This is a genomic window from Halorubrum ejinorense (genome assembly GCF_055389685.1).
This window is the reverse complement of the sequence record NZ_AP043777.1, coordinates 2,596,841-2,623,164: the sequence shown is the minus strand read 5'-3', so window position 1 is coordinate 2,623,164 and position 26,324 is coordinate 2,596,841. Positions and strand designations below refer to the sequence as shown.

Annotated in this window: 28 protein-coding genes; 26 read left to right on the top strand and 2 right to left on the bottom strand. The window is 69.2% G+C overall.

Annotated elements, in window-relative coordinates; all coding sequences use genetic code 11:
• Window positions 1–10 precede the first annotated feature (10 nt).
• The 12 genes from gatC (at window position 11) to ACZ5KW_RS14475 (ending at window position 11,645) form a co-directional block, all read left to right on the top strand.
• Window positions 11–343 (top strand): Asp-tRNA(Asn)/Glu-tRNA(Gln) amidotransferase subunit GatC, encoded by a 333-nt coding sequence (gene gatC / locus ACZ5KW_RS14530; protein ID WP_343780742.1) that lies wholly within the window; start codon window positions 11–13, stop codon window positions 341–343.
• Window positions 344–1,648 carry an Asp-tRNA(Asn)/Glu-tRNA(Gln) amidotransferase subunit GatA gene (gene gatA, locus ACZ5KW_RS14525; protein WP_343780744.1) on the top strand — a complete coding sequence of 435 codons (1,305 nt, stop codon included), beginning with the start codon at window positions 344–346 and terminating at the stop codon, window positions 1,646–1,648.
• Window positions 1,645–2,151 (top strand): DUF5797 family protein, encoded by a 507-nt coding sequence (locus ACZ5KW_RS14520; protein WP_343780745.1) that lies wholly within the window; start codon window positions 1,645–1,647, stop codon window positions 2,149–2,151. The genes gatA and ACZ5KW_RS14520 overlap by 4 nt, the downstream gene beginning before the upstream one ends.
• 140 nt (window positions 2,152–2,291) lie before the next feature.
• Window positions 2,292–2,735, top strand: a complete 444-nt coding sequence (locus ACZ5KW_RS14515) for an SHOCT domain-containing protein (protein WP_343780746.1) — start codon at window positions 2,292–2,294, stop codon at window positions 2,733–2,735.
• A 79-nt stretch (window positions 2,736–2,814) separates the two neighbouring features.
• Entirely contained in the window at window positions 2,815–3,060 is a 246-nt protein-coding gene (locus ACZ5KW_RS14510; protein WP_343780747.1) for a YhbY family RNA-binding protein, read from the top strand.
• Window positions 3,060–3,983, top strand: coding sequence for a mechanosensitive ion channel family protein (locus ACZ5KW_RS14505; protein ID WP_343780749.1), 924 nt, complete (start codon window positions 3,060–3,062; stop codon window positions 3,981–3,983). Before ACZ5KW_RS14510 ends, ACZ5KW_RS14505 begins: the two co-directional genes overlap by 1 nt.
• 118 nt (window positions 3,984–4,101) lie before the next feature.
• Window positions 4,102–5,439, top strand: a complete 1,338-nt coding sequence (gene trkA, locus ACZ5KW_RS14500; RefSeq protein WP_343780751.1) for a Trk system potassium transporter TrkA — start codon at window positions 4,102–4,104, stop codon at window positions 5,437–5,439.
• 7 nt (window positions 5,440–5,446) lie between these two features.
• Window positions 5,447–6,949: a TrkH family potassium uptake protein gene (locus tag ACZ5KW_RS14495; RefSeq protein WP_343780752.1), complete on the top strand. Its 1,503-nt coding sequence runs from the start codon at window positions 5,447–5,449 to the stop codon at window positions 6,947–6,949.
• Between the two features lie 107 nt (window positions 6,950–7,056).
• Entirely contained in the window at window positions 7,057–8,625 is a 1,569-nt protein-coding gene (locus ACZ5KW_RS14490) for a TrkH family potassium uptake protein (protein WP_343780753.1), read from the top strand.
• A 116-nt stretch (window positions 8,626–8,741) separates the two neighbouring features.
• Window positions 8,742–9,176, top strand: coding sequence for a universal stress protein (locus ACZ5KW_RS14485; RefSeq protein WP_343780754.1), 435 nt, complete (start codon window positions 8,742–8,744; stop codon window positions 9,174–9,176).
• Window positions 9,177–9,265: 89 nt separating this feature from the next.
• Window positions 9,266–9,949: a potassium channel family protein gene (locus ACZ5KW_RS14480; RefSeq protein WP_343780755.1), complete on the top strand. Its 684-nt coding sequence runs from the start codon at window positions 9,266–9,268 to the stop codon at window positions 9,947–9,949.
• Between the two features lies 1 nt (window position 9,950).
• Window positions 9,951–11,645, top strand: a complete 1,695-nt coding sequence (locus ACZ5KW_RS14475) for a potassium transporter TrkG (RefSeq protein ID WP_343780756.1) — start codon at window positions 9,951–9,953, stop codon at window positions 11,643–11,645.
• Window positions 11,646–11,692: 47 nt separating this feature from the next.
• Here ACZ5KW_RS14475 and ACZ5KW_RS14470 read toward each other — a convergent pair whose 3' ends face one another.
• Window positions 11,693–12,046: a hypothetical protein gene (locus tag ACZ5KW_RS14470; protein ID WP_343780757.1), complete on the bottom strand. Its 354-nt coding sequence runs from the start codon at window positions 12,044–12,046 to the stop codon at window positions 11,693–11,695.
• A 125-nt stretch (window positions 12,047–12,171) separates the two neighbouring features.
• On the opposite strand from ACZ5KW_RS14470, the gene ACZ5KW_RS14465 reads away from it, so the two are divergent.
• The gene (locus ACZ5KW_RS14465) at window positions 12,172–13,872 is read left to right on the top strand and encodes an acyl-CoA mutase large subunit family protein (RefSeq protein ID WP_343780758.1); all 1,701 of its coding nucleotides are present in this window, start codon (window positions 12,172–12,174) and stop codon (window positions 13,870–13,872) included.
• A gap of 57 nt (window positions 13,873–13,929) precedes the next feature.
• Here the strand turns inward: ACZ5KW_RS14465 and ACZ5KW_RS14460 are convergent, their stop codons facing one another.
• On the bottom strand, window positions 13,930–14,166 hold the full coding sequence (locus ACZ5KW_RS14460) for a hypothetical protein (protein ID WP_343780997.1): 237 nt from the start codon (window positions 14,164–14,166) through the stop codon (window positions 13,930–13,932).
• Window positions 14,167–14,306: 140 nt separating this feature from the next.
• Here ACZ5KW_RS14460 and ACZ5KW_RS14455 point away from each other — a divergent pair, with 140 nt between their 5' ends.
• The 13 genes from ACZ5KW_RS14455 to ACZ5KW_RS14395 all read left to right on the top strand — a co-directional run bounded on the left by ACZ5KW_RS14455 (window position 14,307) and on the right by ACZ5KW_RS14395 (window position 26,286).
• Window positions 14,307–15,074 carry a phosphopantothenate/pantothenate synthetase gene (locus tag ACZ5KW_RS14455; protein ID WP_343780759.1) on the top strand — a complete coding sequence of 256 codons (768 nt, stop codon included), beginning with the start codon at window positions 14,307–14,309 and terminating at the stop codon, window positions 15,072–15,074.
• A 92-nt stretch (window positions 15,075–15,166) separates the two neighbouring features.
• Window positions 15,167–15,616: an Lrp/AsnC family transcriptional regulator gene (locus ACZ5KW_RS14450; RefSeq protein ID WP_343780760.1), complete on the top strand. Its 450-nt coding sequence runs from the start codon at window positions 15,167–15,169 to the stop codon at window positions 15,614–15,616.
• An 84-nt stretch (window positions 15,617–15,700) separates the two neighbouring features.
• Window positions 15,701–16,855 carry a DUF63 family protein gene (locus tag ACZ5KW_RS14445; RefSeq protein ID WP_343780761.1) on the top strand — a complete coding sequence of 385 codons (1,155 nt, stop codon included), beginning with the start codon at window positions 15,701–15,703 and terminating at the stop codon, window positions 16,853–16,855.
• Window positions 16,856–16,960: 105 nt separating this feature from the next.
• Window positions 16,961–18,139 carry a bifunctional phosphopantothenoylcysteine decarboxylase/phosphopantothenate--cysteine ligase CoaBC gene (gene coaBC, locus ACZ5KW_RS14440; RefSeq protein WP_343780762.1) on the top strand — a complete coding sequence of 393 codons (1,179 nt, stop codon included), beginning with the start codon at window positions 16,961–16,963 and terminating at the stop codon, window positions 18,137–18,139.
• Window positions 18,140–18,223: 84 nt separating this feature from the next.
• Window positions 18,224–19,297 carry a monovalent cation/H+ antiporter subunit E gene (locus ACZ5KW_RS14435; protein ID WP_343780763.1) on the top strand — a complete coding sequence of 358 codons (1,074 nt, stop codon included), beginning with the start codon at window positions 18,224–18,226 and terminating at the stop codon, window positions 19,295–19,297.
• Complete coding sequence (locus ACZ5KW_RS14430) at window positions 19,290–19,565, top strand: cation:proton antiporter (protein ID WP_343780764.1); 276 nt, start codon at window positions 19,290–19,292, stop codon at window positions 19,563–19,565. Before ACZ5KW_RS14435 ends, ACZ5KW_RS14430 begins: the two co-directional genes overlap by 8 nt.
• Window positions 19,562–19,876 (top strand): monovalent cation/H(+) antiporter subunit G, encoded by a 315-nt coding sequence (mnhG, locus tag ACZ5KW_RS14425; RefSeq protein WP_343780765.1) that lies wholly within the window; start codon window positions 19,562–19,564, stop codon window positions 19,874–19,876. The genes ACZ5KW_RS14430 and mnhG overlap by 4 nt, the downstream gene beginning before the upstream one ends.
• A complete protein-coding gene (locus ACZ5KW_RS14420) occupies window positions 19,876–20,415 on the top strand; it encodes a DUF4040 domain-containing protein (protein ID WP_343780766.1) in 540 nt (179 codons plus the stop codon). The genes mnhG and ACZ5KW_RS14420 overlap by 1 nt, the downstream gene beginning before the upstream one ends.
• Window positions 20,412–20,945 (top strand): Na(+)/H(+) antiporter subunit B, encoded by a 534-nt coding sequence (locus ACZ5KW_RS14415; RefSeq protein WP_343780767.1) that lies wholly within the window; start codon window positions 20,412–20,414, stop codon window positions 20,943–20,945. Before ACZ5KW_RS14420 ends, ACZ5KW_RS14415 begins: the two co-directional genes overlap by 4 nt.
• A complete protein-coding gene (locus ACZ5KW_RS14410) occupies window positions 20,942–21,301 on the top strand; it encodes a cation:proton antiporter subunit C (RefSeq protein ID WP_343780768.1) in 360 nt (119 codons plus the stop codon). The genes ACZ5KW_RS14415 and ACZ5KW_RS14410 overlap by 4 nt, the downstream gene beginning before the upstream one ends.
• Window positions 21,294–22,775 (top strand): monovalent cation/H+ antiporter subunit D family protein, encoded by a 1,482-nt coding sequence (locus tag ACZ5KW_RS14405; RefSeq protein WP_343780769.1) that lies wholly within the window; start codon window positions 21,294–21,296, stop codon window positions 22,773–22,775. Before ACZ5KW_RS14410 ends, ACZ5KW_RS14405 begins: the two co-directional genes overlap by 8 nt.
• A complete protein-coding gene (locus ACZ5KW_RS14400; protein ID WP_343780770.1) occupies window positions 22,772–24,472 on the top strand; it encodes a cation:proton antiporter in 1,701 nt (566 codons plus the stop codon). The genes ACZ5KW_RS14405 and ACZ5KW_RS14400 overlap by 4 nt, the downstream gene beginning before the upstream one ends.
• The gene (locus tag ACZ5KW_RS14395; protein ID WP_343780771.1) at window positions 24,472–26,286 is read left to right on the top strand and encodes a Na(+)/H(+) antiporter subunit D; all 1,815 of its coding nucleotides are present in this window, start codon (window positions 24,472–24,474) and stop codon (window positions 26,284–26,286) included. Before ACZ5KW_RS14400 ends, ACZ5KW_RS14395 begins: the two co-directional genes overlap by 1 nt.
• Window positions 26,287–26,324: the final 38 nt, after the last annotated feature.

The window sequence follows — 26,324 nt, the reverse complement described above, 5'->3', positions numbered from 1 at the left end:
ACCTCGACGTATGAGCGATACGTCCGAGTCGACGGATGGCGCGGGTGCGGACGCGGACGGCGAGGCCGACGCGGCCGCCGTCGACGCCGAGGAGGTCAGACACGTCGCGGAGCTGGCGCGGGTGCGGCTCGCCGACGACGAGGTCGACGAGTTCGCGGCGCAGTTCGGCGACATCCTGGAGTACTTCGACGCGCTCGACGAGGTCCCCGAAGTCGAACGCGAGGAGGAGCTCGTCAACGTGATGCGCCCCGACGAGGTCCACGAGGGGCTCTCGCAGGAGGAGGCCCTGTCGAACGCCGAGGAGACGGAGGACGGCTTCTTCGTCGGGCCGAAGGTGTCGTAGATGGCGGCCGACATCAACGCCTTCGTCACGGAGGCGACGATCGAGGGCGACGCGGACGCCGACGGCCCCCTCGCGGACGCGACCGTCGCGGTGAAGGACAACATCTCGACCGCGGGGATCCGGACCACCTGCGGCTCGGAGATGCTGGCCGACTACGTCCCGCCCTACTCGGCGACCGTCGTCGATCGGCTGACCGAGGCGGGCGCGACGGTCGTCGGCAAGACGAACATGGACGAGTTCGGGATGGGGACGACCACCGAGACCTCCGCGTTCGGCCCCACGCGGAATCCGGTCGACACCGACCGGGTTCCCGGGGGCTCCTCCGGCGGCTCCGCGGCCGCGGTCGCGGCCGGCGAGGCCGACGTGGCGCTCGGCTCCGACACGGGCGGCTCGGTGCGCTGTCCGGCCGCCTTCTGCGGCGTCGTCGGGATCAAGCCCACCTACGGGCTCGTCTCCCGGTACGGCCTCATCGCGTACGCGAACTCGCTCGAACAGATCGGGCCGATCGCGGGCACCGTCGAGGAGGCGGCCGCCGCGCTCGACGTCATCGCCGGCGACGACCCCAACGACGGGACGACCCGCGACCTCGCCGACGTCGCGGGCGCCGACGCGGACGCGAGCTACGCCGCGGCCGCGGACGGCGACGTCGAGGGGCTGACCGTCGGGATTCCGACGGAGCTGTTCGAGGGCGCGGACGACCGCGTCGTCGAGACGGTCGAAGCGGCGATCGCCGACCTCGAGGCGCAGGGGGCGGAGACGACCGAGATTTCGCTCCCGTCGGTCGAACACGCGGTCCAGGCCTACTACGTGATCGCGATGGCCGAGGCCTCCTCGAACCTCGCGCGGTTCGACGGGGTGCGGTACGGCCACCGGAGCGAGTCGGACGGCAACTGGAACGAGTCGTTCGCCGAGACCCGCGAGGAGGGGTTCGGTCCGGAGGTCAAACGCCGGATCCTCCTCGGCACGTACGCGCTCTCGGCCGGCTACCACGACAAGTACTACGACAAGGCGCAGGACGCCCGCGCGTGGGTCAGGCGGGACTTCGAGGAGGCGTTCGACGACGTCGACGTGATCGCCTCGCCGACGATGCCGGTCCTCCCCTTCGAACTGGGCGAGAGCCTCGACGACCCGCTGCGGATGTACCTCGCGGACGCGAACACGACCCCGGTGAACCTCGCGAACCTCCCCGCGATATCGGTGCCGGCCGGGGAGGCCGACGGGCTCCCGGTCGGGCTCCAGCTCGTCGGCCCGAAGTTCGGTGAGGAGACGATCGTCCGCGCCGCGAGCGCGGTCGAGGACCGATGAGCCTCACGGACGAGGAGCGCGAGCGGCTCGCGGACGTGGTCCGCCTCCAGCCGACGAAGAACGGCGAGCTACAGGACGCCTGGGAGATGGAGAGCGGCAGCGAGGTCCACGGCTACCTCGAAGGCCACCTGAAGGAGTACTACTACCGCGACGACGACAGCCTGATACGGACGACCGCCGAGGCGAACGACCTCGTCGACGTCGAGCCCGGCGTCGAACCCGACGCGGTCGCGAAGGGCAGCGTCCCGGAGACGATCCGCGTCCCGGAGCTGGAGGCGCGGGTCGTCGACGTGCTCGCCGGCCCGGACGAGCGCTCGCAGTCGGTCGTCAGCGTGCTCAACGCGCTCCGCGAGGCGTTCGACGGCGACCCCGAGGTCGACGCGGTGCGCCGGGCGCTCCGCAGCCTCGAACGCAAGAACGTCGTCGAGGTCGTCTACCGAACCGTGCCGACGTTCCGACTGGCGGTCGCGCGCGACGAGATCACGGTCGAGACCGAGGAGTAAGCGGTCGCCCGTGGTCGAGACCGAGGAGTAAGCGGTCGCCCGTGGTCGAGACCGAGGAGTAGGCGGCCGCCGCGCGGTGCGGTCGGCGACGTCTCCGCCTGCCGACACGATTTTGTACTCCGACGGAGACCGTCACGCTGATGGCCGACGACGAGACCCTCCGCGAGCGGTTCCGCCGCAACGCCAGCGGCATCGCCGCGACGACGGTCACCGGGACGTGGCTCGGGGCCTTACTCGCCGGGTTCGACTGGTGGCTCGGGTTCATGCTGTTCGGGTACGTCGTGATCGTCCCCGTCGTCTCGATGCTGTTCGACGAGGGGGAGTCCGAGTCGGCCCACGTCGACTCGGAGCCCGGTTCGGTCCGCGTCGAACGAGACGAGGGGGCGCGCGACGACGCGACCGGCGACACCACGGACGCCCTCGAACGACTGCGGACCCGGTACGCGAACGGCGACCTCACCGACGAACAGTTCGAACGGAAGCTCGATCGGCTCTTGGAGACCGAGACGCCCGAGGACGCGGCCGAGTGGACGGAACGGAACCGAGACGCACGGCGGGACGGCGAGACCGAACGCGAGCGCTGAGCCCGGAGCGGGCCGCGCGCTCCCGCAGCTGACGGGCCGGAATCTCAAGCTTCAATGCGTGCGGGCGACTCGACCGCGTATGAGCGACCACGAACTCCGGAAAGAGGCGCACGACCTCGACGTCACCGTCTGGGTCGGGAAACACGGCATCGACTCGGTCGTCGACGAGCTCGACGACCAGCTCGACGACCGCAAGCTCGTGAAGGTGAAGTTCCTTCGGGCGGCCCGCGGCGGGACCTCGACCGACGAGCTCGCCGACGAACTCGCCGAGGCGGTCGGCGCCGACCTGATCGAAACGCGCGGGAACACGGCGGTGCTCCACTGATGGGCGCCCTCGCGGGACCGCCCGGGATCGTCGCGGTCGCGGGGACGCTGGAGCCGTACCTCGGGCCGGTGACCGGTATCGTCGTCGACGCCGTGATATTCATCGCCGTCGTCGCCGCGACCTACGTCATCTACAAGTCGGTCGTCACGTCGCTCCTCCGACGGGTGTTCGACAGGCAGGGGTTCGACGAGCACGCGCGGCGCCCGCTGCAGAAGATCGTGGCGTTCCTCGTGCTGTTCGCCGGCGTCACGGTCGCGTTCGGCGCGGCGGGCTATCAGGGGTTCCTGCGCTCGCTGGCGACGATCGCGGCGGCGGCGACGCTCGCGGTCGGCTTCGCCTTACAGGACGTGATCAAGAACTTCGTCGCCGGCGTGTTCATCTACACTGACAAGCCGTTCCGCATCGGCGACTGGATCGAGTGGAACGACAACTCGGGGGTCGTCGAGGACATCTCGTTCCGCGTCACCCGCGTCCGCACGTTCGACAACGAACTGCTCACGGTGCCGAACCACGCCCTGACGAGCGACGTGGTGAAGAATCCGGTCGCGAAGAAGACGCTGCGGCTGAAGTTCGTCTTCGGGATCGACTACGAGGACGACGTGGAGCGGGCGAGCGAGATCATCGTCGAGGAGGCCGAGAAGAGCGACGCCATCCTCGACGACCCCGCGCCGTCGGTCCGGCTGACCGAACTGGCCGACTCCTACGTCGGCCTCCAGTCCCGGATCTGGATCGACGACCCCTCGCGGGCCGACTTCGTGAAGGCGCGCGCCGACTACGTGAAGGCGGTCAAGGCGCGCTTCGACGAGGAGGGCATCTCGATCCCCTTCCCGCAGCGGACCGTCTCGGGACGCAACGAGTGGACGGACCCCTCGTCGTTCGGCGGGGCGGCGCGCGGCGGCGCCGACGGCGGGTCGAAAGCCTAAGCGTCCGCGGCTCCGCCGCGCGTGCGCCGCTGAGCCCCTTCTTCCCCGAGTCGACGCGCAGGAGACGCCGAGAGTAGCGATAGTAACGAACTTGAGGGCTCGGTATCTCGTTGTGTCCATGCATGTGGTCGTCATCGGGGCCGGCGAGGTCGGCACGAGCATCGCTTCGAGCCTCGCGTCGGACCACGAGGTCGTCGTCGTCGACGTCGACCCCGACCGGGCGGAACAGCTCAAGTACGAACTCGACGTGCTCACGATCGCCGGCGACGGGACGACCTCGGAGATCCAGACCGCCGCGGAGGTCGGCCGCGCCGACATGGTCATCGCCTGTACCGACGACGACCAGACGAACCTCGTCGCCTGCGGCACCGCGAAGACGCTCGGCGGCGGGTTCACCATCGCCCGCGTGAAGAGCACCGACTTCCTCCGCACGTGGCAGGGGAGCGAGGGGGCGTTCGGCGTCGACTTCATGGTGTGTACGGACCTGCTGACCGCGGAGAACATCGTCCGAGTCATCGGGCTCCCGGCAGCCATCGACGTCGACCCGTTCGCCGGCGGCCTCGTCCAGATGGCGGAGTTCGAGATCGCCGAGGGGAGCCCCGTGGCCGGACAGACCGTCTCGGAGGCCGACCGGTTCGAGTCGCTCACGTTCGTCGGCCTGTTCCGCGACGGCGAGATGATCATCCCCCGCGGAGACACCGACATCACCGTCGGCGACCGCGCGGTGGTGATCGGGAGCCCCGAGAGCGTCCAGTCGTTCGCGACCGACGTGGCGCCCGAGACGACGCCGGACGACGCGGACGACATCGTCGTCGTCGGCGGCAGCGAGATCGGCTACCAGACCGCACGGCTCCTCGAGGAGCGCGAACTCCATCCCCGGCTGATCGAGAAGGATCGAGACCGCGCGCGGTGGCTCGCCGAGCAGCTTCCGAAATCCGTCGTGATGGAACACGACGCGACCGACGCGGAGTTCCTCACGCGGGAGAACGTCGACGACGCCGACATCGTCGTCACCGCGCTCGGGTCGGACGAGCAGAACCTCCTCGTGTCGGTCCTCGTCAAGCGGCTCGGCGTCGACCGCGTGATCGCCGTCGTCGACAGCCCCGATTACGTCACCGTCTTCGAGGAGATCGGCATCGACATCGCGATCAACCCCCGCACCGTCACCGCCGAGGAGATCACGCGGTTCACCTACGAGAGCGTCGCGGAGAACATCGCCGTGCTGGAGAACGACCAGGCGGAGGTCCTCGAACTGGAACTCACCGAGGGCTGCGGGCTCGTCGGCCGACCCATCTCGGAGATCGTCGCCGACAGCGACATCCGGTTCGTCATCGGCGCGATCACCAGGGACCACCAGCTCGTGACACCGCGCGGGGATACGGTCCTCCAGCCGGGCGATCACGTGATCCTCCTCGTGGAGTCCGACTCCGTGAGCGAGATCGCGTCGATGGCGTGACCGGTCCGTGAACACCAGCATCCGGGTCGGGTGGCGAGCCAGCGTGGGGCTCACCGGAGACGTGCTCGTCGCCCTCCCGGTCCCGTTGGCGTTCCCCCTCCTCATCGCGTTCTACTACGGCGAGTCGCCGCTGCCGTTCGTCGCGGCGATCGCCGTCTCGCTCGCGCTGGGCGCGGCGTTCCGCTCGCTCGGGGACTCGACGGCGGACCTCGGGCCGCGCGAGGCGTTCCTCGCGGTGGCGACGATCTGGTTCCTCGTCGCCGCGGTCGGTGCGATCCCCTTCGTCGTCGCGGGCGTCGGCACGGTCGCGCACCCGGTGAACGCGATGTTCGAGGCGATGAGCGGGCTGACGACGACCGGGGCGACGGTCCTCGTCGACTTCTCCGTCCACTCGAAATCCGTCATGATGTGGCGGCAGGTGATCCAGTGGCTCGGGGGGCTGGGGATCCTCATCCTGGCGACCGCGGTCCTCTCGGAGATCGGCGTCGGCGGGGCGCAGCTGATGGAGTCGGAGTCACAGACCCAAGACGTCAACAAGCTCACGCCGAAGATCTCGCGGACGGCGCAGCTGATCTGGGGGATCTACTTCGGGCTCACGGGGCTCGCGATCGCGGTCTACTTCCTGCTCGGACTCGCCGTCGACCCGCGGATGGACCTGTACAACGCTATCGCGCACGCGTTCACGTCGGTCGCGACCGCCGGGTTCTCGCCGGAGCCGCTGAGCGTGGGCGCGTTCCACCCCCTGATCCAGTGGGCGGTGGTCCCGTTCATGGTCATCGGCTCGACCAGCTTCGTCCTCATCTACTTCGCCATCAACGGCGAGCCGATGCGCCTGCTGAAAAACGAGGAGTTCCACTTCTACCTCGGCGCGATGGGGACGCTCGCGTCGATCGTCGCGCTCTCGCTGTTCCTCGATCCGGGCGTCGCGTTCGGCGCCGAGGGGACGATACGCCACGCCATCTTCAACGTCGCCTCAATCGTGACCACGACGGGGTACGCCAGCACCGACTACGTGCTGTGGGCGCCCGCGGCGAAGCACATGCTGTTCATGGGGATGTTCATCGGCGGGATGGTCGGGTCGACCACCTGTTCGATCAAGTCGCTGCGGTGGCTGGTGGCGCTGAAGTCGTTCAGGCGAGACCTCTACACCGCGATCCATCCCGAGTCCGTCCGGCCGGTCAGGATCACGGGGAAGCCGGTCGACGAGGGCGCGATCCGCGACATCTACGCGTACCTCCTCCTCAGCATCGTGATCTTCTTCCTGCTAGCCGTGGTCATCGTCGTCGACGCCGAGCGCGCGGGCGTCCGCGTCACCGAGTTCGAGGCGCTCGGGGCCGCGGCGACGACGTTCCTGAACATCGGCCCGGCGTTCGGCGCGGCGGGCCCGTACGGAACGTTCGCGACGTTCCCGCTGAGCACCCGGGCCGTGATGATCGTGCTGATGTGGATCGGCCGGATCGAGATCATCCCGGTCCTCGTGCTGTTCACGAAGGCGTTCTGGACGTCGTGACCGGCCGCTGACGGGCCCGTGCGCGCCGTCGACATCGACGCCGCCGCCGTCACCCCTTCGACAGTTTAATACAGCGAACGGGCGACTCCCATATCGATCGAGTAACTATGTCTGTGGGCGTCAACTGGAAGGCGAGCGTCGGGCTTCTCGGGGTCGGGATCAAATACCTCGCGCTCACGATGTTGGTCCCGCTGGTCGTCGCAGTCGTGTACGGCGAAGACATCTGGGTGTTCCTGGCGTCGATGGCGCTCGTCGCGGCGCTCGGGTTCGCGGTCGAACGGGTCGACCCCGATCCGGACCTCGGACCGCGGGAGGCGCTGCTCTTCGTCTCGCTCGCCTGGCTCGCGGCGGCGGCGATCGGCACGATCCCGTACCTGATCGCCGGGTACGGGACGGCGTCGACGATCGGACTCCAGACCGGGTCGGTCGGGGCGTTCACCGAGTCGATCGCCAACGCCCTCTTCGAGTCGATGAGCGGGTTCACCACCACGGGCGCGACCGTCCTCGGCGAGATCAGCACGGACCGCCACTCCCACGCCGTGATGATGTGGCGACAGCTCACGCAGTGGCTCGGCGGGATGGGGATCATCGTCCTGATGATCGCCATCCTGCCCGAGGTCGCAGTCAACGGCGCGCAGCTGATGGAGTCGGAGGCGCCCGGACCGGAGCTCCAGAAGCTCACGCCGAAGATCGCGGAGACGGCGCGCGCGCTCTGGCTCATCTACTTCGGGTTCACCGTCGTCTACATCGCGATCCTCTACGGGCTCCACCTCGGCGGGATGGCGCCGAAGATGAACCTCTTCAACGCGGTCGCGCACGGGTTTACGACCCTGCCGACCGGCGGGTTCTCGCCGAAGGCCGACAGCATCGCCGCGTTCTCTGCGATCGTCCAGTGGGTCGTCATCCCGTTCATGCTCGTCGCCGGGGTCAACTTCGCGCTGTTCTGGCACGTGCTGCGCGGCGAGTTCAAGCTGATGCTAGAAAACGCCGAGTTCCGCGCGTACGCCGGCGCCGTCGCGGCCGTGACCGCCGTCCTCGCCGTGCTTCTGTTCCGCGGCGCGGCGCCCGCCATCGAACTCGGCGGGGCGACGCAGGGGGTCGCCGAGAACTCGCTCCGGCAGGCGGCGTTCCAGATCGGGTCGCTCCTGAACTCCACCGGGTACGCGACCGCCGACTTCGCGCAGTGGGACACCGACGCGCAGATCCTGTTGATGTTCGCCATGTTCATCGGCGGCTCCGCCGGGTCGACCGGCGGCGGCGTCAAGATCGTTCGGTGGCTCATCGTCGGGAAGGCCATCCGACGGGAGCTTTTCACCTCGGCGCACCCCGACGTGGTCCAACCGATCCGACTCAGCGGGAGCGTGGTCGACGAGGACGCGATCCGCAGTATCATGGCATTTACCGTCCTCTACGTCGTCCTGTTCGCGGTCTCGGCGGTGTTCCTCTCACTCGACGCGGCGCGGATCGGCACCCAGCTGACGATGCTGGAGTCGACGAGCGCGTCGCTCGCGACGATCGGCAACATCGGTCCGGGGTTCGGCCGGCTCGGGCCGTTCGGGAGCTACCTCTTCTTCCCCGACACCTCGAAGCTGCTGATGGTGTTCCTGATGTGGATCGGCCGGCTGGAGATCGTCCCGGTGCTGGCGGTGTTCATCTCGGCGGTCGACGGTCGGTGATCGGTCCGGCCTCGGCGTTCGAACGAGGTGCCCTCGTCGGCTTACGTCCGCCTGACCGCTGCTCGTTCGATCCGGGAGAACGTATCTTCTTAACTGGAGAGAATAGTGGTGTTGGTATGACGAGTTCCAACGACGGTCAGGACCTGCTCGGTCACGTCCTCCTCCCGGTCGCACACGAGGATGACGCGCTGGCGACGGCGCGGGCGCTCGAACCGTACGACCCGGAGCGCGTGACCGCGCTCCACGTCGTCGAGAAGGGCGGGGGCGTACCGGACAAGACGCCCGTCGAGCAGTCCGAGGAACTGGCCGACGAGTCGTACGCGGCGGTCCGGACGGTGTTCCCGGACGCCGACGACCACACCGCGTACGCCAGAGACGTCGTCGAAGCGATCTTCGACGCGGCCGACGAGGTCGGCGCGAGTGCCGTCGCCTACCGCTCGCGCGGGGGGAACCGGCTCATGCAGTTCCTCTCCGGCGACGTCTCGCTGAGGCTGGTGACCGACGCCCCGCTCCCCGTGGTCGCGCTCCCGGGGGCCGACCGCGAGGACTGAGCCGGCTCTCCGGTCGCCGTTCACCGGATCGCGCGGTCGCCGCCCGCTAAGCGGTAGGCTTTCGGCGGTCGATCCTGAAAGAGCGGCATATGTATCTGATCGTCGTGGGCGCCGGCGACATCGGCACCCCGCTCGTCGACCTCGCGACCGCCGGCGGCAACGAGGTCGTCGTCATCGAGCGCGACGAGGAACGGGCGGAACGCGCGTCGAGGCAGTACGACTGTCTCGTGATCAACGACGACGCGACGTCGAAGGAGACGCTGCGCGACGCCGGCGCCGAGCGCGCCGACGCGCTCATCTCGACGACGGACCAGGACGCGACGAACATCATGGTCTGTCTGTTGTCTCAGGAGCTGTCGATCCCGAACATCGTCTCGGTCGTGCACAACCCCGAACACATGAGCGTGTTCGAGCAGATCGGCGTCAACACGATGCAGAACCCCCAGAGCCTGATCGCCGAGTACCTCTACCGGGCCGTGAGCCGGCCGTCCGTGGTCGACTTCATGCACATCGGCGAGGAGGCCGAGGTGTTCGAGATCGCCGTCGGCCCGGACGCGCCGATCGCCGGCAAGACGCTGCGGGAGGCGGACGAGGCCGACCTCATCGGCGGGCAGACGCTGATCGTCGCCGTCGAGCGCGACGGCGAGGGCACGCCGATAACGCCGCGCGGGAATACCCGCATCGAGGCCGGCGACATGCTCACGGTGTACTCGGGGCACGGCGTGACCCCAGAGGTGACGGACGTGTTCGGGCACACCGGGGACGGCGATTGAGATGAGCGACCGATCCGACGGGCCGCTTCCGACCGACCTGCGGATCATCGCTCGCGACGTCGGCTCCCTCGTCCTGATGGAGGCCGGGCTGATGACCTTCTCCGTGGTCGTCGCGCTCGGCTTCGGCGAGCTCCGCGCCGCGCTCGCGTTCCTGACCGCCGGCGGCGCCACGGCGCTCGTCGGCGGCCTCGCGAACCGCCGGTTCGCCGACGCCCCGGAGCCGAAGGCGAAACACGGGATGGTGATCGCCGCCGGCGGGTGGCTCACCGTCGCCCTCTTCGGGGCCCTCCCGCTGTTCCTCACCGCGTGGCTGACGCCGCCGGCCGTCATGGAGACGTTCGTCCCGGCCGCGGCCGACACCGCCTCGTGGGAGCCGGTCGCGGTCGGCGGGTCGACGACGCTCTCCAGTCTGGCGTACTTCCGGGACCCGCTCCACGCGGTCTTCGAGAGCATGAGCGGGTGGACCGGGAGCGGTCTGACGATGGCGGTCCACGAGCCGTCGCTGCCCCGAGCGGTGCAGTGGTGGCGGTCGTTCATCCAGTGGGTGGGCGGCGTCGGCGTCATCGTCCTCACCGTCTCCATCCTCTCGCGGCCGGGGAGCGGGAGCTACGCCCTCTACCGGAGCGAGGCCCGCGAGGAGAAGATCCACCCGAGCGTCGTCTCGACGGTGCGGACGGTCTGGAAGCTCGTGGTCGGGTACACGCTGTTGTCCGTCGCGATACTGTTCGCCGCGATCCGCGCGAGCGAGAGCGCGTACGCCGAGTCGCTGTCGCTCGTGGAGGCGGCCTGGCAGGCGCTCAACCACGCCATGACCGGGCTGACGACGGGCGGATTCTCCGTCACGGACAACTCGATCGCGACGTACGGCTCGCCGCTCGTCGAGACCGCGCTGCTGCCGGTCATGGTCCTCGGCGCCGTCGCGTTCCCCGTCCACTACGTCGTCCTCCGGAACCGCAGCCTCCGCGAGCTGGCGGGCGACCTCCAGACGCGGTGGCTGTTCCTCCTGCTCGCCGGGGGGGTCGCCGTCCTCACCGCGCAGAACCTCGCGTCGGTCCCGGCCACCTCCGGCGCGTTCGCGACCGAGTCGTTCCTCTCGTTCCCGGTCCCGCTGCTCGACGGGGCGGGGCTCGACGCGGTCCGCGACTCGACGTTTCAGTGGGTCAGCGCGATGACCGCCACCGGCTTCCAGTCGGCCCCGATCGGGAACTGGCTCGCCGGCGCGAAGGTGCTGGTCGTCGTCGCGATGGTGCTCGGCGGCGCGGCCGGCTCCACCGTCGGGGGCATCAAGATCGTCCGGGCGTACACGGTGGCCCGGGGGATCGCCTGGCAGTTCTCGCGCGTGTTCCTGCCGAAGAACGCGGTCGTCACCGCGCGCATCGGCGACCGCACGCTGGACCGGGAGACGATGGAGCGGGAGTTCGGCGAGGCCGCCATCGTCACCCTGCTGTGGGTCGTCGGCCTCGCGGTCGGCAGCCTCGTCCTCGTCAACCTCGCCGGCCCCGAGTTCACCTACGCCGACGCGCTGTTCGAGGTCGCCAGCGCGCAGGGGAACGTTGGGCTCTCCTCGGGGATCACCGGCCCCTCGATGCCGCCGCTGGCGGAGGCGATGTTCCTCTTCAACATGTGGATCGGGCGGCTGGAGATCATCCCGGTGTTGGTGTTCCTGCGCGCGGGGATTCGGGGTCTGAACCCCTGAGCGGCGCGGCGCCTACCGGAGCCGACGGCCCGCGGCCGCCGGAACGCTCACTTCCCGTCTCGCACGGTCCCCATGAACGACCAGTGGACCTTGTGACTCCCGTCGGGCTGCGGCTCCTCCGTGACGTGATAGAGGTACGGCCCGTGCGGGCAGTCGTCGCAGCCGTCCGCACAGCGGAACTGCTTCACGACCTCCGTGTACCCGTCGTGTTCCGTGACCCGGAGGATGTCTTCGCGGTCCTCCGCGTCGACCGGTAGCTCCGCCTCACCGTGGTAGTGGAGCAGCTCCTGCGCGTGAACGATCGCCTTGCGGAGCGCTTCGGGCGAGCAGTCGCTCAGGGCCTCAGCGACCCTCGGCGGGAGCCCTTCCGGGGGCGTCGGACGCTCTGCGGAGTCGGTCATGGTCGGTGATTGACTCCGGCCTCATATAATTCATCCGCGGGAGGAGACCGGAGCGAGGGGGACGACCACCCCTCCGTTTCAAAATATAATGAATATTTATACGCAACCGGCGGATAACGGGCGGTATGTACGACGACGAGGAGCTCTCCGAGATCCGCGAGGCGAAGGAGTCGTGGGAGGCGGAGACGCTCGACCCCACTCTGGACCGCCACGGGGAGCGGAAAGACCGGTTCGCGACCGTCTCGAACCGCGAGGTCGACCGGATCTACACGCCCGCGGACGTGGCCGACACCGACTACGACGAGGACCTCGGCTTCCCGGGCGAGGAGCCGTACACCCGCGGCGTGTACCCGACGATGTACCGCGGCCGGACGTGGACCATGCGGCAGTTCGCGGGGTTCGGCACCGCCGAGGAGACGAACGAGCGGTTCCACTACCTGATCGACGAGGGGCAGACGGGGCTCTCGACGGCCTTCGACATGCCCTCGCTGATGGGGATCGACTCGGACGACCAGATGTCGCTCGGCGAGGTCGGAAAGGAGGGCGTCGCGGTCGACACGCTGCGGGACATGGAGATTCTCTTCGACGGGATCGACCTGACGGAGGTGTCGACCTCCTTCACGATCAACCCGAGCGCGCCGGTGATCTACGCGATGTACGTCGCCCTCGCCGACGAGCGGGGTATCCCCCGCGAGGAGCTCCGGGGGACCCTCCAGAACGACATGCTCAAGGAGTTCATCGCGCAGAAGGAGTGGGTGATCCCGCCGGCGCCGTCGCTCGATCTGGTGACGGACACGATCGAGTTCGCGGTCGCGGAGACGCCCAAGTTCAAGCCCATCTCGGTGTCGGGCTATCACATCCGCGAGGCGGGGTCGACGGCGGTCCAAGAGCTAGCCTTCACCCTCGCCGACGGGTTCGCCTACGTCGAGGCGTGTCTCGACCGCGGGCTCGACGTCGACGAGTTCGCGCCGCAGCTCTCCTTCTTTTTCAACTCGCACAACTCCCTGTTCGAGGAGGTCGCGAAGTTCCGCGCCGCCCGCCGGATCTACGCCACCGTCATGGACGAGTGGTACGACGCCGAGGCCGACGCGTCGAAGCAGCTGAAGTTCCACACCCAGACCGCGGGCCAGTCGCTGACGGCCCAGCAGCCGCTCAACAACGTCGCTCGCGTGACGATTCAGGCGCTGGCGGGCGTGTTGGGCGGGACACAGAGCCTCCACACCAACTCCTTCGACGAGGCGCTCGCGCTCCCCTCGGAGCAGGCGGTGCGGGTCGCGCTCAGGACCCAACAGGTCATCGCCGACGAGTCGGGCGCGGCCGACATCGTCGACCCGCTCGGCGGCTCGTTCGCGGTCGAGTCGCTCACCGACGAGACGGAAGCCGACGCGATGGCGTACATCGAGGAGATCAGAGAGATGGGCGACGGCTCCGTCCGCGACGGCGTCCTGCGCGGCATCGAACAGGGGTACTTCCACCGCGAGATCCAGGAGTCCGCCTACGAGTACCAAGAGCGCGTCGACGAGGGCGAGGAGACGGTCGTCGGCGTCAACGCCTACGAGATCGAAGAGGACACCCGGCCGGACCTGCTCCGAGTCGACGAGACGACCCGCGACCGACAGCTCGACCGGCTGGAGTCGGTGAAAGCCGAGCGCGACGACGACGCGGTCGAGGCCGCCTTGGAGGACCTGCGCGACGCCGTCGACGACGGCGAGAACGTGATGCCCGCGATCGTCACGGCGGTGAAGGAGTACGCGACGATGTGCGAGGTCATGGCGGTGTTCGAGGCGGAGTACGGCACCTACCGCGAGCGGATCGGCGTCGCCTGACGGGACCCGACCGAAAGAAGAGATCGGCCGCGACGGGTGGCGACCGGCCCGCGTCGGTCACCCGGTTTCGACCGCCCGAGCGGACTCCGCGCACCACGCGTTGCCTCGGCGGCCCGCACGCCGCAGGTCGAGCTCGACGACGGAGCCGACCTCCAGTTCCGACAGCGCCGACTCCACGTCGGGATCGTCGTACTCGACGACGTACAGCGTCCCGTTGCGGGGATATTCACGGAGCGTGATCGCCCCGTGGTCGTTACACGCGTCGACGACGGTGTATTTGCCGGTACGGTCCATCACACGCGGTTGTTACTGATCTCAAACCCTTAGTTATGCCATTCCTACTGGCGTGAACGGCCGGATCGTCCACCCGAAGACCGCGGTCCGGAGCCGCGAGCGAACGGTCCACTTTAATCGGCGCGCCGCCTCGCTCGGGTATGACGGAGACGGAGATCCCCGAGGACCACCCGCGCTACGCGTCGCTCGTGACGCGCCACCGGATCGAGGCGGGCGTCGAGCAGGGGATCACCTCGAAACAGGGGCTGATCGCGCAGGGGCGCGGCGAGGCGTTCGATTACCTCCTCGGCGAGCGAACGATCCCGAGCGCCGACGACGCGGCGCGCGCGGCGGCCGCGACGCTCCTCCTCGCCGACCGGCCGGTCATCTCGGTGAACGGGAACGTCGCGGCGCTCGCGCCGAGCGAGACGGTCGATCTCGCGGGGGCGGTCGACGCCGACCTCGAGGTGAACCTCTTCAATCACACCGACGAGCGCGCCCGTCGGATCGCGGACCACCTCCGCGACCACGGCGCGAGCGAGGTGAAGGGGCTCGCCGGCGACGGCGAGATCCCCGGTCTCGACCACGCTCGCGGCGTCGTCGACGCGGACGGGATCGAGGCGGCCGACGTGGTCGTGGTCCCCTTAGAGGACGGCGACCGCGCCGCCGCCCTCGACGCGATGGGGAAAACGGAGATCGTCGTCGATCTCAACCCCGGGAGCCGGTCCCCCCGGACCGCCGACGTGCCGATCATCGACAACCTGCTCCGGGCGGTGCCGAACGTGACGGCTCACGCGCGAGACCTCGCCGACGCGACGCCCGCGGAGTTAGCGGGGATCGCCTCGTCGTTCGACTCCGAGAACGCGCTCGACGCGGCCGAGGAGACGATCCGCGGCGGGTCCTTCGAGAGCCGGGACGACGCCGAGTAGGGGCGAGAGCGCGGCGAAACGAGGCGCGCGGCGCTCGCGGACGCCTCCGTGCGGCCGGAAGTGAAAAGACTGCTCCGACCGTACCGGCCGGTATGGAACTCGACGAGACGGACCGGGCGATCCTGCGAATCCTCCAGGAGGACGCACGGACCCCGTTCTCGGAGGTCGCACGCCGGATCGACATGTCCAGCGCGACCGTCCACGACCGGGTCAGTCGCCTCGAAGACGCCGGCGTCATCAGGGGATACCACGCCGACATCGACCCGAAAGCGGTCGGGTACGGCGTCGGTGCCCTCGTCGGTCTGCGCGTCGAGCAGGGCCGCGAGGAGGACGCGCTCGACCGGCTCCGCGGGATCGACGGGGTCCGCGAGATCCACCTGACCACCGGCGAGTGGGACGTCATGCTTCGGGTCGTCGCGGCCGACACCGACCGGCTCCGAGAGCTGATGTTCGACCAGATCGCGGATATCGAGGGGTTCTCGCGGTCGCAGACGATGGTGATCCTCGACACCGACTACGAGCAGCCCGGGCCGCCGCTGTAAGTCGCCGCGACACCGCTCGACGGCGGCGCTCCGCGCTCGCTCGGGACCGGAACGCTCAACTCGCGACCTCCCCGATCGGTGATCATGAGTACAGCGGTCGCGGATCGGTTCGACCTCTCGCCGGAGCGGGCCTGGGCCGCCGTCGTCGGCGGAGCGACGGCGCTGTTGGCGCTCGGCTCCGTCGTCTTCCCGCGCCTCGTCTACGACCGGTTCCTCTGGCGGTACTTCTGGGGGCCGGTCGTCGCCGACGGCGAGGGCGCGCAGTGCGCGGTCCGCGACGGCGGGGTCACGGAACTGCTCGGCTCCAGCGGGGCGTGTCAGTCCGCGGTCGCCGCCGGCGAGGTCGTCGCGTTCCCGGGGTACACCACCGTCTCGACGCTGAGCTACGTGGTCATCCTCCTCGGCATGCTGATCGGCGTCGTCTTCCTCCTCCGCCGGCTCGACATCGGGACCGAACTCCGCTTCTTTTTCGCCCTGTTCCCGTTCATGCTGCTTGGCGGCGCGATGCGGACGGTGGAGGACGCGGGCGTCGCCGCGACCGCCGCCGGCGTCGAGCCGCTGATCCCCTTCCCGGCGAGCGCGGTCCTGATCAGCCCGTTCATCTACTTCACGGTGTTCGCGTTCACGCTCGCCTGCGTGATGGCCGCGTACGGACTCGACCGGCGCGGGATCGTCGACGACTACGCGCGCCCGCTGTTCGCGTCGGGCGCGGTCGGACTCGCGGCCGCGGTCGGCTACCTCTCGTACCTCGCCGCGACGACCGACTACGTCGAGTTCTACCCGCAGGTGCTCGTGCCGACGCTCGTCATCGCGACCGTCGCGACCGCGGTCACGTGGGCGATAGCGACGCGGGAGATACCGACGATCCGACAGGGGACCGGCGCCGCGGGGATCGTCATCATCTGGGGGCACGCGATCGACGGCGTCGCCAACGTGATCGGCCTCAACTGGATGCCGGCGCTGACCGGGACCGCGAACCTCGTCCCGAAACACGTCGTCAACAGGCTGATCGTCGACTGGACCGCCCGGCTCCTGCCCGACTCCGTCCTCGCCGTCACCGGCGACGCGTGGCCCTTCCTCCTCGTGAAACTCGCGGCCGCCACGTTCGTCGTCTGGGTGTTCAACGGCGAGATGAAAGACGAGTCGCCCCGGTACACGATCCTCCTCCTCATCACCGTCCTCGCGGTCGGCCTCGGTCCCGGCACCCGCGACATGCTACGCGCGACGTTCGGCGTCTGAGCCGCCTCCCAGAGGCTCGCCTCGTCATCCCCCCTGGCGACCGTGGGAACCCTCCCCGAGGCGTAACGCGATGTTATAAATCGCCCCGGACCGAGCGTTTCGGTAATGCTGGATGGGGTCAACGTCGCGCTCGGCGTCTCCGGGAGCATCGCGGCGGTGAAGGTCGTCGAACTCGCCCACGAACTCCGCCGACACGGCGCGAGCGTCCGCGCCGTCATGTCCCCGGCGGCGACGAACATCGTCCATCCGTGGGCCGTCGACTTCGCCACCGACGAGCCCGTCGTCACCGAGATCACCGGCAGCGTGGAACACGTGGAACTCTGCGGCCGAGAGGGGTGGGCCGACGTGCTCCTGTTGGCGCCCGCGACCGCGAACACCGCGGGGAAGGTGGCGGCCGCGGTCGACGACACCCCCGTTACCACCTGCGCGACGACCGCCCTCGGCGCCGACGTGCCGGTCGTGATGGCGCCCGCGATGCACGAGCCGATGTACGACCACCCGGGCGTCCTCGACGCGCTCGACCGCCTGGAGTCGTGGGGCGTCCGCTTCGCCGACCCGCGGATCGAGGAGGGGAAAGCGAAGATCGCCGCCGAGGAGGACGTCGTGACGGAGGTCGCGCGGGCGACGACGCCGCAGACGCTCTCCGGGACGCACGTCGTCGTCACCGCCGGCGCGACGAAAGAGCGGATCGACCCGATCCGGATCTTAACGAACCGCGCCTCGGGGAAGACCGGGCGCGCGGTCGCCCGAGCGCTCTACGTCCGCGGCGCCAAGGTGACGCTCGTCCACGACGGTCCCGACGTGCCGTACGCCGACGTCGCGGCGGTCGAGACGGCCGACGAGATGATCGAGGCGTGTCGGCGGACCGCCGCGACCGCCGACGCGCTGATCTCCGCGGCCGCTATCTCCGATTTCACCGCCGACGCCGTCGACCAGAAGATCCGGTCGGGGTCGCCGCTGTCGGTCGACCTGCGGCCGACGCCGAAGCTCATCGACTCGGTGCGCGAGGCGTACCCGGATCTCCCCATCGTCGGATTCAAGGCCGAGACCTCCGGCGACGACGAGGCGATGGTGGCCGAGGCCGAGCGGATCCGCGACCGGGTGGGCCTCTCTTTCGTCGTCGCCAACGACGCGAGCGTGATGGGCCGCGAGGAGACGCGAGCGCTGCTCGTCGGTCGGGACGACCCCGACGAGTTCGTCGGCGACAAGGACGGCCTCGGCGGGCGCGTCGCCGACGAACTCGCCGACGTACTCGGGGAATCCGGGGCCTCGACCGAGGTATAGCGAAATAGTTTTGGGCGTCCCATCGCTTGAACTCGGTGGATAGTCTCGCCGTTTTCACGCGAAGACGCGAGAGATAGTTTACACATGTCAGACACAGACGCCCACCGCATACTCGTCCCCGTCGGCGACTCGGACACGCTCCGAGACACGGTCTCGTACGCCGTCGAGCAGGCGAGTGCGGCGGCACCGAACCGACCGGTCGAGCTCCACTTCGTCGTGGCGGCGCAGACGCAGTCGGTCAACCCGGATGCGCCCGAGGAACTCGGCTCAGCGCGCGAACAGTTAGAGCGCGTCCCGCTCTGGATCGAAGAGGACACGGGCACCGAGAGCGACGGGAGCGACGCGGCCGACGGCCTGTCGGACCGGGTGACCGTCGTCACCGAAATCGTCGGCACCGACCGGTACCTGTTCAGTCCGGGCGACTTCGCCGACGCGCTCCTCGAGTACGCGGCTGAGGCGGGGATCGACCAGATCGTCGTCGATCCGGGGTACAACCCCGCCGGCACCGCGTCGATGCTGCGGCCGATGTCGGTGGAGCTGGGCCGCGGCGACGTGCCGGTCGAGACGGCTCCGGACGACCGGCCGACTCAGAGCGCGGCGCTCGCCCGCGCGGCGTCGCTGTCGAAGTACCTCTCCGTGTTCGTCGTCTCGTACCTGTTTTACATGTCGCTGAGCGCGTGGAAGCCGCTCGATTTCCTGACCGGCTTCGTGACGGCGTCTATCGTGTCCGCCGTCCTCGCGCCGGTCGTCGCGAACCGGTCGGCGCCGCTCGGACTGACGCTCCGGCGGCTCGCCCGCCTGGTGGTGTACGCGCCGTACCTCGTCAAGGAGATCGCGGTCGCGAACCTCCAGGTCGCGTACGTCGTGCTCCATCCCGACATGCCGATCGACCCGGAGGTCGTTCAGCTCCGGGCCGCGGTGTGGGGCGACGGCGCGGTGACGACGCTCGCGAACAGCATCACGCTCACGCCGGGCACCCTGACCGTCAACGTCTCCGAGCGCTCGTTCGACATTCACTCGCTGACCGCCGACTCCCGCGAGGACCTCTTCGACGGCGGGTTAGAGCGTGCGGTCCGGTTCGTCTTCTACGGTCGCGCTGCGGCGCGGATACCGACGCCGCGCGAGCGCGGTGACGACGGGGAGGGCCGGGATGGTTGAGTTCGAAGCGGCGCTTTTGGCCATCGCTGCGGCCTTCGTCCTGTTCGCCGTGGTCGCGCTGTACCGGGTGTACGCCGGACCGACGACGCATGACCGCGTCATCGCGGTGAACGTCGCCGGGACGAACACCGTCATCGCCATCACGCTCGTCGCGGCGGCGTACCAGGAGTCGACGTTCCTCGACGTGGCGCTCGTGTACGCACTGTTGAACTTCCTGCTGTCGATAGCGTTCTCCAAATTCAACGTCGAGCGCGGGGGTGTGCTGTGACGCCGGCCGAGTGGGGCATCGTCGCCCTCGCGCTCGCCGGCGCCTTCTTCGGCGGCGTCGCGGCGGTCGGTCTCGTCCGACTCCCGGACGTCTACACCCGGTCGCACGCGGCCTCGAAGAGCGACACGCTGGGTGCCATTCTCGCGGTCGCCGCCGCCGCGCTCGCGCTCCAATCGGGGCTCTCGACGGCGAAGTCGGTGTTCCTCCTGTTGTTCATGTTCATCACGAATCCGACGGCCGCACACGCCGTCGCCCGCGCCGCACAGGACCAGGGAATCGAACCGTGGACCGCCGACGAGGGGGACGACTGATGTCGTTCACACTCATCGAGGCGGCGCTGTTGGCGTTCGCTCTCGGCTGCGCCCTCGGCTCGGCCCTGCTGGAGGACACGCTGGCGGCCGTGATGGCGTTCGCGGCGTACAGCCTGGGCGTCTCGGTGCTCTGGCTCGTGCTTCAGGCGCCGGACGTCGGCCTCACCGAGGCGGCGGTCGGCGCCGGCATCATGACGATACTGTTCCTGTTGGCGCTGTCGAACACCGCCTCGCCCGACGCGGACCGGCTGTTCGAGCCGATCCGGTGGCGGACGGTGGCGCTGGTCGGCGGGTTCGTCCTGCTGATCGGCGCCACGGTCCCCGCGCTGCCGGCCATCGGCGACCCCGACTCGGCGGTCGTCGGCGGCGAGGTGACCCAGTACTACCTCGAGAACGCGTACGCCCAGACGGAGGTCAAAAACGCCGTGACAGCGGTGCTGGCGGCCTACCGCGGCTTCGACACGCTCGGCGAGGGCGTGGTCGTCTTCTCCGCGGTGGTCGTCACGCTGTCCGTCCTCCGCCGCGAGGTGGTGGCATGAGCGCCGCGGACGCGGACTCGAACGCCGGCGACGCGGACGACGCGGAGGCCGGCGCAGCGTCCGGCACGACCGACGAGGCGCCCGGACTGTACGTCGAGTCGACGATCATCATGACGACGGTCCGGGTCGTCGCCCCGTTCATCCTCACGTTCGCGCTGTTCATCATGTTCCACGGCGCGGACACCCCGGGCGGCGGGTTTCAGGGCGGCGTCATCGCCGGGTCGGTCGTGATGATGCTCGCGTTCGCCTACGGTATCGATTCGACCCGACAGTGGCTCGACGTCCGCGTCGTCGCGGCGCTCGCCTCCGGCGGCGTGTTCGTGTTCGCCGGGATCGGCCTCGGCACGATGGCGCTCGGTGGCCAGTTCCTCGAGTACGCGGAGTACGATGCGCTGTTCGGTCACGCGATCAAGTACGCGATCGAACTCGTCGAACTCGGCATCGGCGCCATCGTCGCGGCCGTCGCGATCGGGCTCTTCTTCCTGCTCGCGAGCGGCTTCGACCAGACCGCCGAGGAGGACCCGTCATGACGCTGGACCTGCTCACGACCCACTACAACTACTACGCGGTCGCCCTGCTGCTCGGTATCGGCCTGTACACCGTCATCGAGTCGCCGAACCTCGTGAAGAAGGTCATCGGGATGAACGTGTTCCAGACCGGGATATTCCTGTTTTTCATCACGCTCGCGTTCCGCAACGGCGGGAATCCCCCGGTCATCTCCGAGGGCGCTGGCCCGTACGTCAGCCCGCTCCCGCACGTGCTCATCCTGACCGCCATCGTCGTCGGGGTGAGCCTGACGGCGGTGGCGCTCGCGCTGGTCGTGCGCGTCTACTCCGAGTACGGCACGCTCGACGAAGAAACCTTAGAGCAACTCTACCATGATTGATCACCTCATCGTCCTGTTGGTCGTCCTGCCGATCGTCGGCGCCGCGGTCCCGCCGCTGGCCAGCCTGCGCTACGACCGCGTCGGCTGGGCGGTCGCGACCGCGACGACGCTCGGCCACGCCGCGCTCGCCGCCGCGCTCGCGTGGACCGTCTGGACCGACGGCATCGTGCGGTACGCGGTCGGCGGCTTCGTCGCCCCGTACGGGATCGAACTCGTCGCCGACGGGCTGACGATCCTGCTCGTCGTCCTCATCAGCGCCGTCTCGCTCGGGGTGCTCGCGTACGCCCGTCACGCCGGCCCGCACGCGAACACCTTCTACTCGCAGTTCCTCCTGCTCGTCGCCGGCCTGTCCGGGATGACGGTGACCGGAGACGTGTTCAACCTGTACGTCTTCCTCGAAATCACGGGACTGGCGGCGTACGGGCTCGTCGCGAGCGGCCCGGGTGCGCGCTCGGCCGTCGCGGCCCTGAAGTACCTCGTCATCGGGACCATCGGCGCGTCGCTGTACCTGCTCGGCGTCGGCTACGCCCTCGCGGCCACGGGCACGCTGAACATGGCCGACCTCAGCGGCAAACTCGCAGAGGTCGGCTACGACTCGACGCTCGTCTTGACCGCGTTCGGACTGATAGTCGCCGGCCTGACGGTGAAGGTCGCGCTGTTCCCGCTTCACACCTGGCAGCCCGACGCGTACGCGGACTCGCCCGACAGCGTGAGCGCGTTCATCTCGGCGCTCGTCTCGACGGTGTCGGCGTACGCACTCGCACACGTGCTGTTCTCGGTGTTCACGGTCGACTTCCTCGAGGCCGTCCCCCTCGCGCGCTGGGCGCTGGTGGGCGTCGCTTGCGTCAGTATCGTCGCCGGAAGCGCGCTCGCGGTCGCGCAGTCGGACGTCCGGCGGATGTTGGCGTACTCGTCGGTGTCGCAGTTCGGCCTCGTGATCGCCGGGTTCGCGATCGCGACGCCGCTGGCCGTCGTCGGTGCGACCGTCCACCTCGTCGGCCACGCGGTCATGAAGGGCGGGCTCTTCGCCGTCACCGGGATCATCGAGCGGAAGACGGGCGCGACGACGGTCGGCGGCTACGCCGGGATGGGCGGCCGCGTGCCGGTCGCAGCCGGCGTCTTCACCCTCTTGGCGCTCGGAATGGTCGGCGTCCCGCCGGCCATCGGGTTCGTCGGGAAGTGGTACATCGTCCTCGGCGCCGTCGAGGCCGGTATCTGGCCAGTGGTCGTCGTCCTGCTGGCGAGTACGCTGCTGACGCTGGCGTACTTTGCGCGGTTGGGCGAACGGCTCTTCTTCGCCGAACCGACGATCACGTCGGAGTCGACCGCCGCCACTGACGGCGGCGAGAGCGTCTCGACGGGCATGATCGTCACCGTCGTCGTCGCCGCGCTCCTCGCCGTCGGACTCACGGCCGCCGTGCCCGTGATCGACCAGCTGATCGACCAGACCGTCTTCGAGCTGATACGCCAATGACTGACGTCGCCTCCCTTCGACCGTTGTTCGCCGTGCTCGTGTCGGCCGTAGCCATCCCGATCATCCTCTCGCTTCGGTCGCGGCCGAACGTCCGCGAGGGGGTCACCCTCGCCGTCGCCGCGACGAAGTTCGGCCTCGTGGCGAGTATGGTGCCGGGCGTGCTCGCGGGCACCACTTACGTCACCCGGCTCGGCGATTTCGGCAACGGGATCTCGCTCGCGCTCCGCGCTGACCCCCTCGGAATCCTCTTCGCGCTGCTCGCGAGCCTCCTGTGGATCGTCACGAGCTTCTACTCCATCGGGTACATGCGGGGTCTGAGCGAACACGCGCAGACCCGGTACTTCGCCTCCTTCGCCGCCAGCCTCGCGTGCGCCGTCGGCGTCGCGTTCGGGGCGAACCTCGTCACCCTGTTCGTCTTCTACGAGCTGCTGACGGTGTCGACGTACCCGCTGGTGACGCACGACGAGACGGACGAGGCCCGCGCGGCCGGCCGGAAGTACCTCACGTACACCTTCGGCGGCGGCGTCGCCGTCCTCGGCGGGACGGCGCTCGTCTACGTGCTGACGGGCACCACGGCGTTCACGCCGGGCGGCATCGAGGCGCTCGCGACCGCGGACCCGACGCTGGCCCGGGCGGCGTTCGCCCTCCTCGCCGGCGGGTTCGGCGTCAAGGCGGCCCTGATGCCCGTCCACTCGTGGCTCCCCGACGCGATGGTCGCGCCGACCCCCGTCTCGGGGCTGCTCCACGCGGTCGCGGTCGTCAAGAGCGGGATATTCGGCATCGCCCGCGTCGCCCTCGACGTGTTCGGGACGGAGACGATGGCTGAGCTGGGCGTGGCGTTACCGCTCGCGGCGGTCGCGGCGATCACGCTTCTGACCGCGAGCGTCATCGCGCTCAGACAGGACAACCTCAAGCGCCGGCTGGCGTACTCGACGATCAGCCAGCTCTCGTACATCGTTCTCGGGCTCGCGCTGTTGGAGGGCGACGCGCTGATCGGCGGGCTGCTCCACATCCCGGCGCACGCGTTCATGAAGCTCACCCTGTTCTTCTGTGCGGGGGCCATCCACGTCGAGACCCACACGGACGACATCAGCGACATGGCCGGCATCGGCGACCGGATGCCCCTCACGATGGCCGCGTTCGCCGTCGCCGCCGCGGGGATGGCCGGAATTCCGCTGATAGCCGGATTCGTCAGCAAGTGGTACATCGTCATCGGTGCGTTAGAGGGCGGCGGCCTCGTCTTCGCCGCCGCGCTGCTGGTCTCCGGCGTCCTCAACATCGCGTACTTCTGGCCCATCGTCTACCAGGCGTACTTCGAGTCGCCCGAGGAACACGACGAGAAGCCGCTCCTGTCCGCTCCGCTCGGCGGCCGCGGCGGCCCCCGAGCCGATGGGGGTCACGAGACCGAAACGGCGGGTCACAACGGCGCTCACGAAACGGACGGCCACGCCGACGCTCACGACGCCGAAAGCCACGACGACGCTCACGATGCCTCTCATGACGGACACCACGGCGGCCCGCCGGCGGGCGGCTGGGACGTCCGCGGCTGGCGGGGCGCGGAGAGCACGTGGTTCATGCTCGGCCCGATCCTGACGGCCGCGAGCCTGTCGGTCCTCCTCGGGGTCGTCCCGCGGACCGCCGTCTTCCTCAGGATCGTCGAGACGGTCGTCGGCTCGCTCCCGGGGGTGGTGGTCTGATGACGAGCGCGCTCACCGCGCTGCCGCCCGGACCGGTCCTGCTCGGCGTCGCCGTACTGATCGGCTTAACGTCCCGTCGGGTCGGCCACGCGCTGGGGGTCGCCGCCTCGGGCGTGGCGGTCGCCTGGGCGTGGACCGTCCCGGCCGGCCCGCACCTCCAGGCCACGTTCCTCGGCTTCGACGCCGTGCTGCTCAACGTCGACGAGTTCTCGCGGCTGATGGGACTGATATTCGGGATCATCGGCGTCGTCGCCGTCCTGTATTCGTACGCGAGCGAGGCCGAGAGCGTCCAGACAGCCTTCGCGTTCTCGTACGTCGCGACCAGCTTCGGCGCGGTGTTCGCCGGCGACTGGCTCACGCTGCTGTTCTTCTGGGAGCTGATGGCCGTCACCAGCACGCTGCTCGTCTGGCACTACCGGGGCGAGGCGGTCCGGGCCGGCTTCCGATACGCCCTGCTCCACGGGCTCGGCGGCACGCTGCTGATGGCCGCCGTCCTCGGCAACTACGTCGCGAAGGGGACCTTCCTGTTCGCGACCGTTCCGGGCGGTCCCGAGACCGCGGGGATCGTGGCCGGGCTGCCGGCCGCGCTCGCGGCGATCGGGATCGGCGTCAACGTCGGGTTCATCGGTCTCCACGCGTGGCTCCCCGACACCTACCCGCGCCCCCATATCGCGGCCAGCGTCTTCCTCTGCGTGTTCACCACGAAGACCGGCGTTTACGGGATGTACCGGGCGTTCCCCGACGGCCACGTCGCCATCGCGTACATGGGCGGCGGGATGGCCGTCTTCGGGGCGACGTTCGCGCTGTTCCAGAACGACATGCGGCGGCTGCTCTCGTACCACATCCAGTCGCAGGTCGGCTACATGATCGCCGGCGTCGGCATCGGGTCGGCGCTGTCGCAGGCCGGCGCGTTCGCCCACGTGTTCAACCACATCCTCTACAAGGGGCTCCTCTTCATGACCGCCGGCGTCGTCGTCTACCGGACCGGCGAGGAGAGTCTGAAGAAGCTGGGCGGGCTCGCCCGCGACATGCCGGTCACGGCCGGCGCGTTCACGATCGCCGCGCTGTCTATCGCCGGGTTCCCCGGGTTCAACGGCTTCGTCAGCAAGGGGATCATCATCTCCGGGAGCCACTACACCTTCCCGAAGGGGCCGCTCCCGATCGGCGACTTCCACACGCTCGAATGGCTGCTCCTGCTCGGCGGAATCGGGACGTTCATGTCGTTCATCAAGTTCGGCTACTACGCCTTCTTCCACGGGAGCTACGACGGCGACGTGCGCGACGCGAACCGCGGACAGACCGTCGCGATGGGTGCGGTCGCGGTGCTTTGCGTCGCATACGGCGTCCTCGTTCCCACCTCACCGCTCGCGGCCGTCGTCCCCGCCGACGTCGGACTGTTCGGGATACTCCCGTTCGACGTGACGAGCGAGGCCGTCGTCGAGAAGGTGTACGAGACGTACACCGTCGACCACCTCGTCGAGGGGGTGGCACTCGCCGTCCTCGGACTGATCGGCTTCGCGCTCACGAAGAAACCGCTCTCGAAGCTCGGCCGCGTCCCGGACGTCGACTCGCTGTACAACCCCGCGTTCTTCTACGGGACTCGCGGGCTCGTCGTCGGCGTCACGGAGCTTTACGCCGCCGTCGACCGGGCCGCGGTCGGGCTCACCCGACTGACGATCCGGACGGTCACCGACCCGCAGGCGGCGGTCCAGCGAGCCGGGGCGGATGTCGACATCAAGTCCGGAATCGGTCGCAGCGTACTGGTCTTGACGCTCACGGTCGGCGTCGCGCTCCTCGCGATCCTGCTGTTCTGAGCGGGCGCCGAGACTCCTGCGTCGTGCGGCCTGTCGGA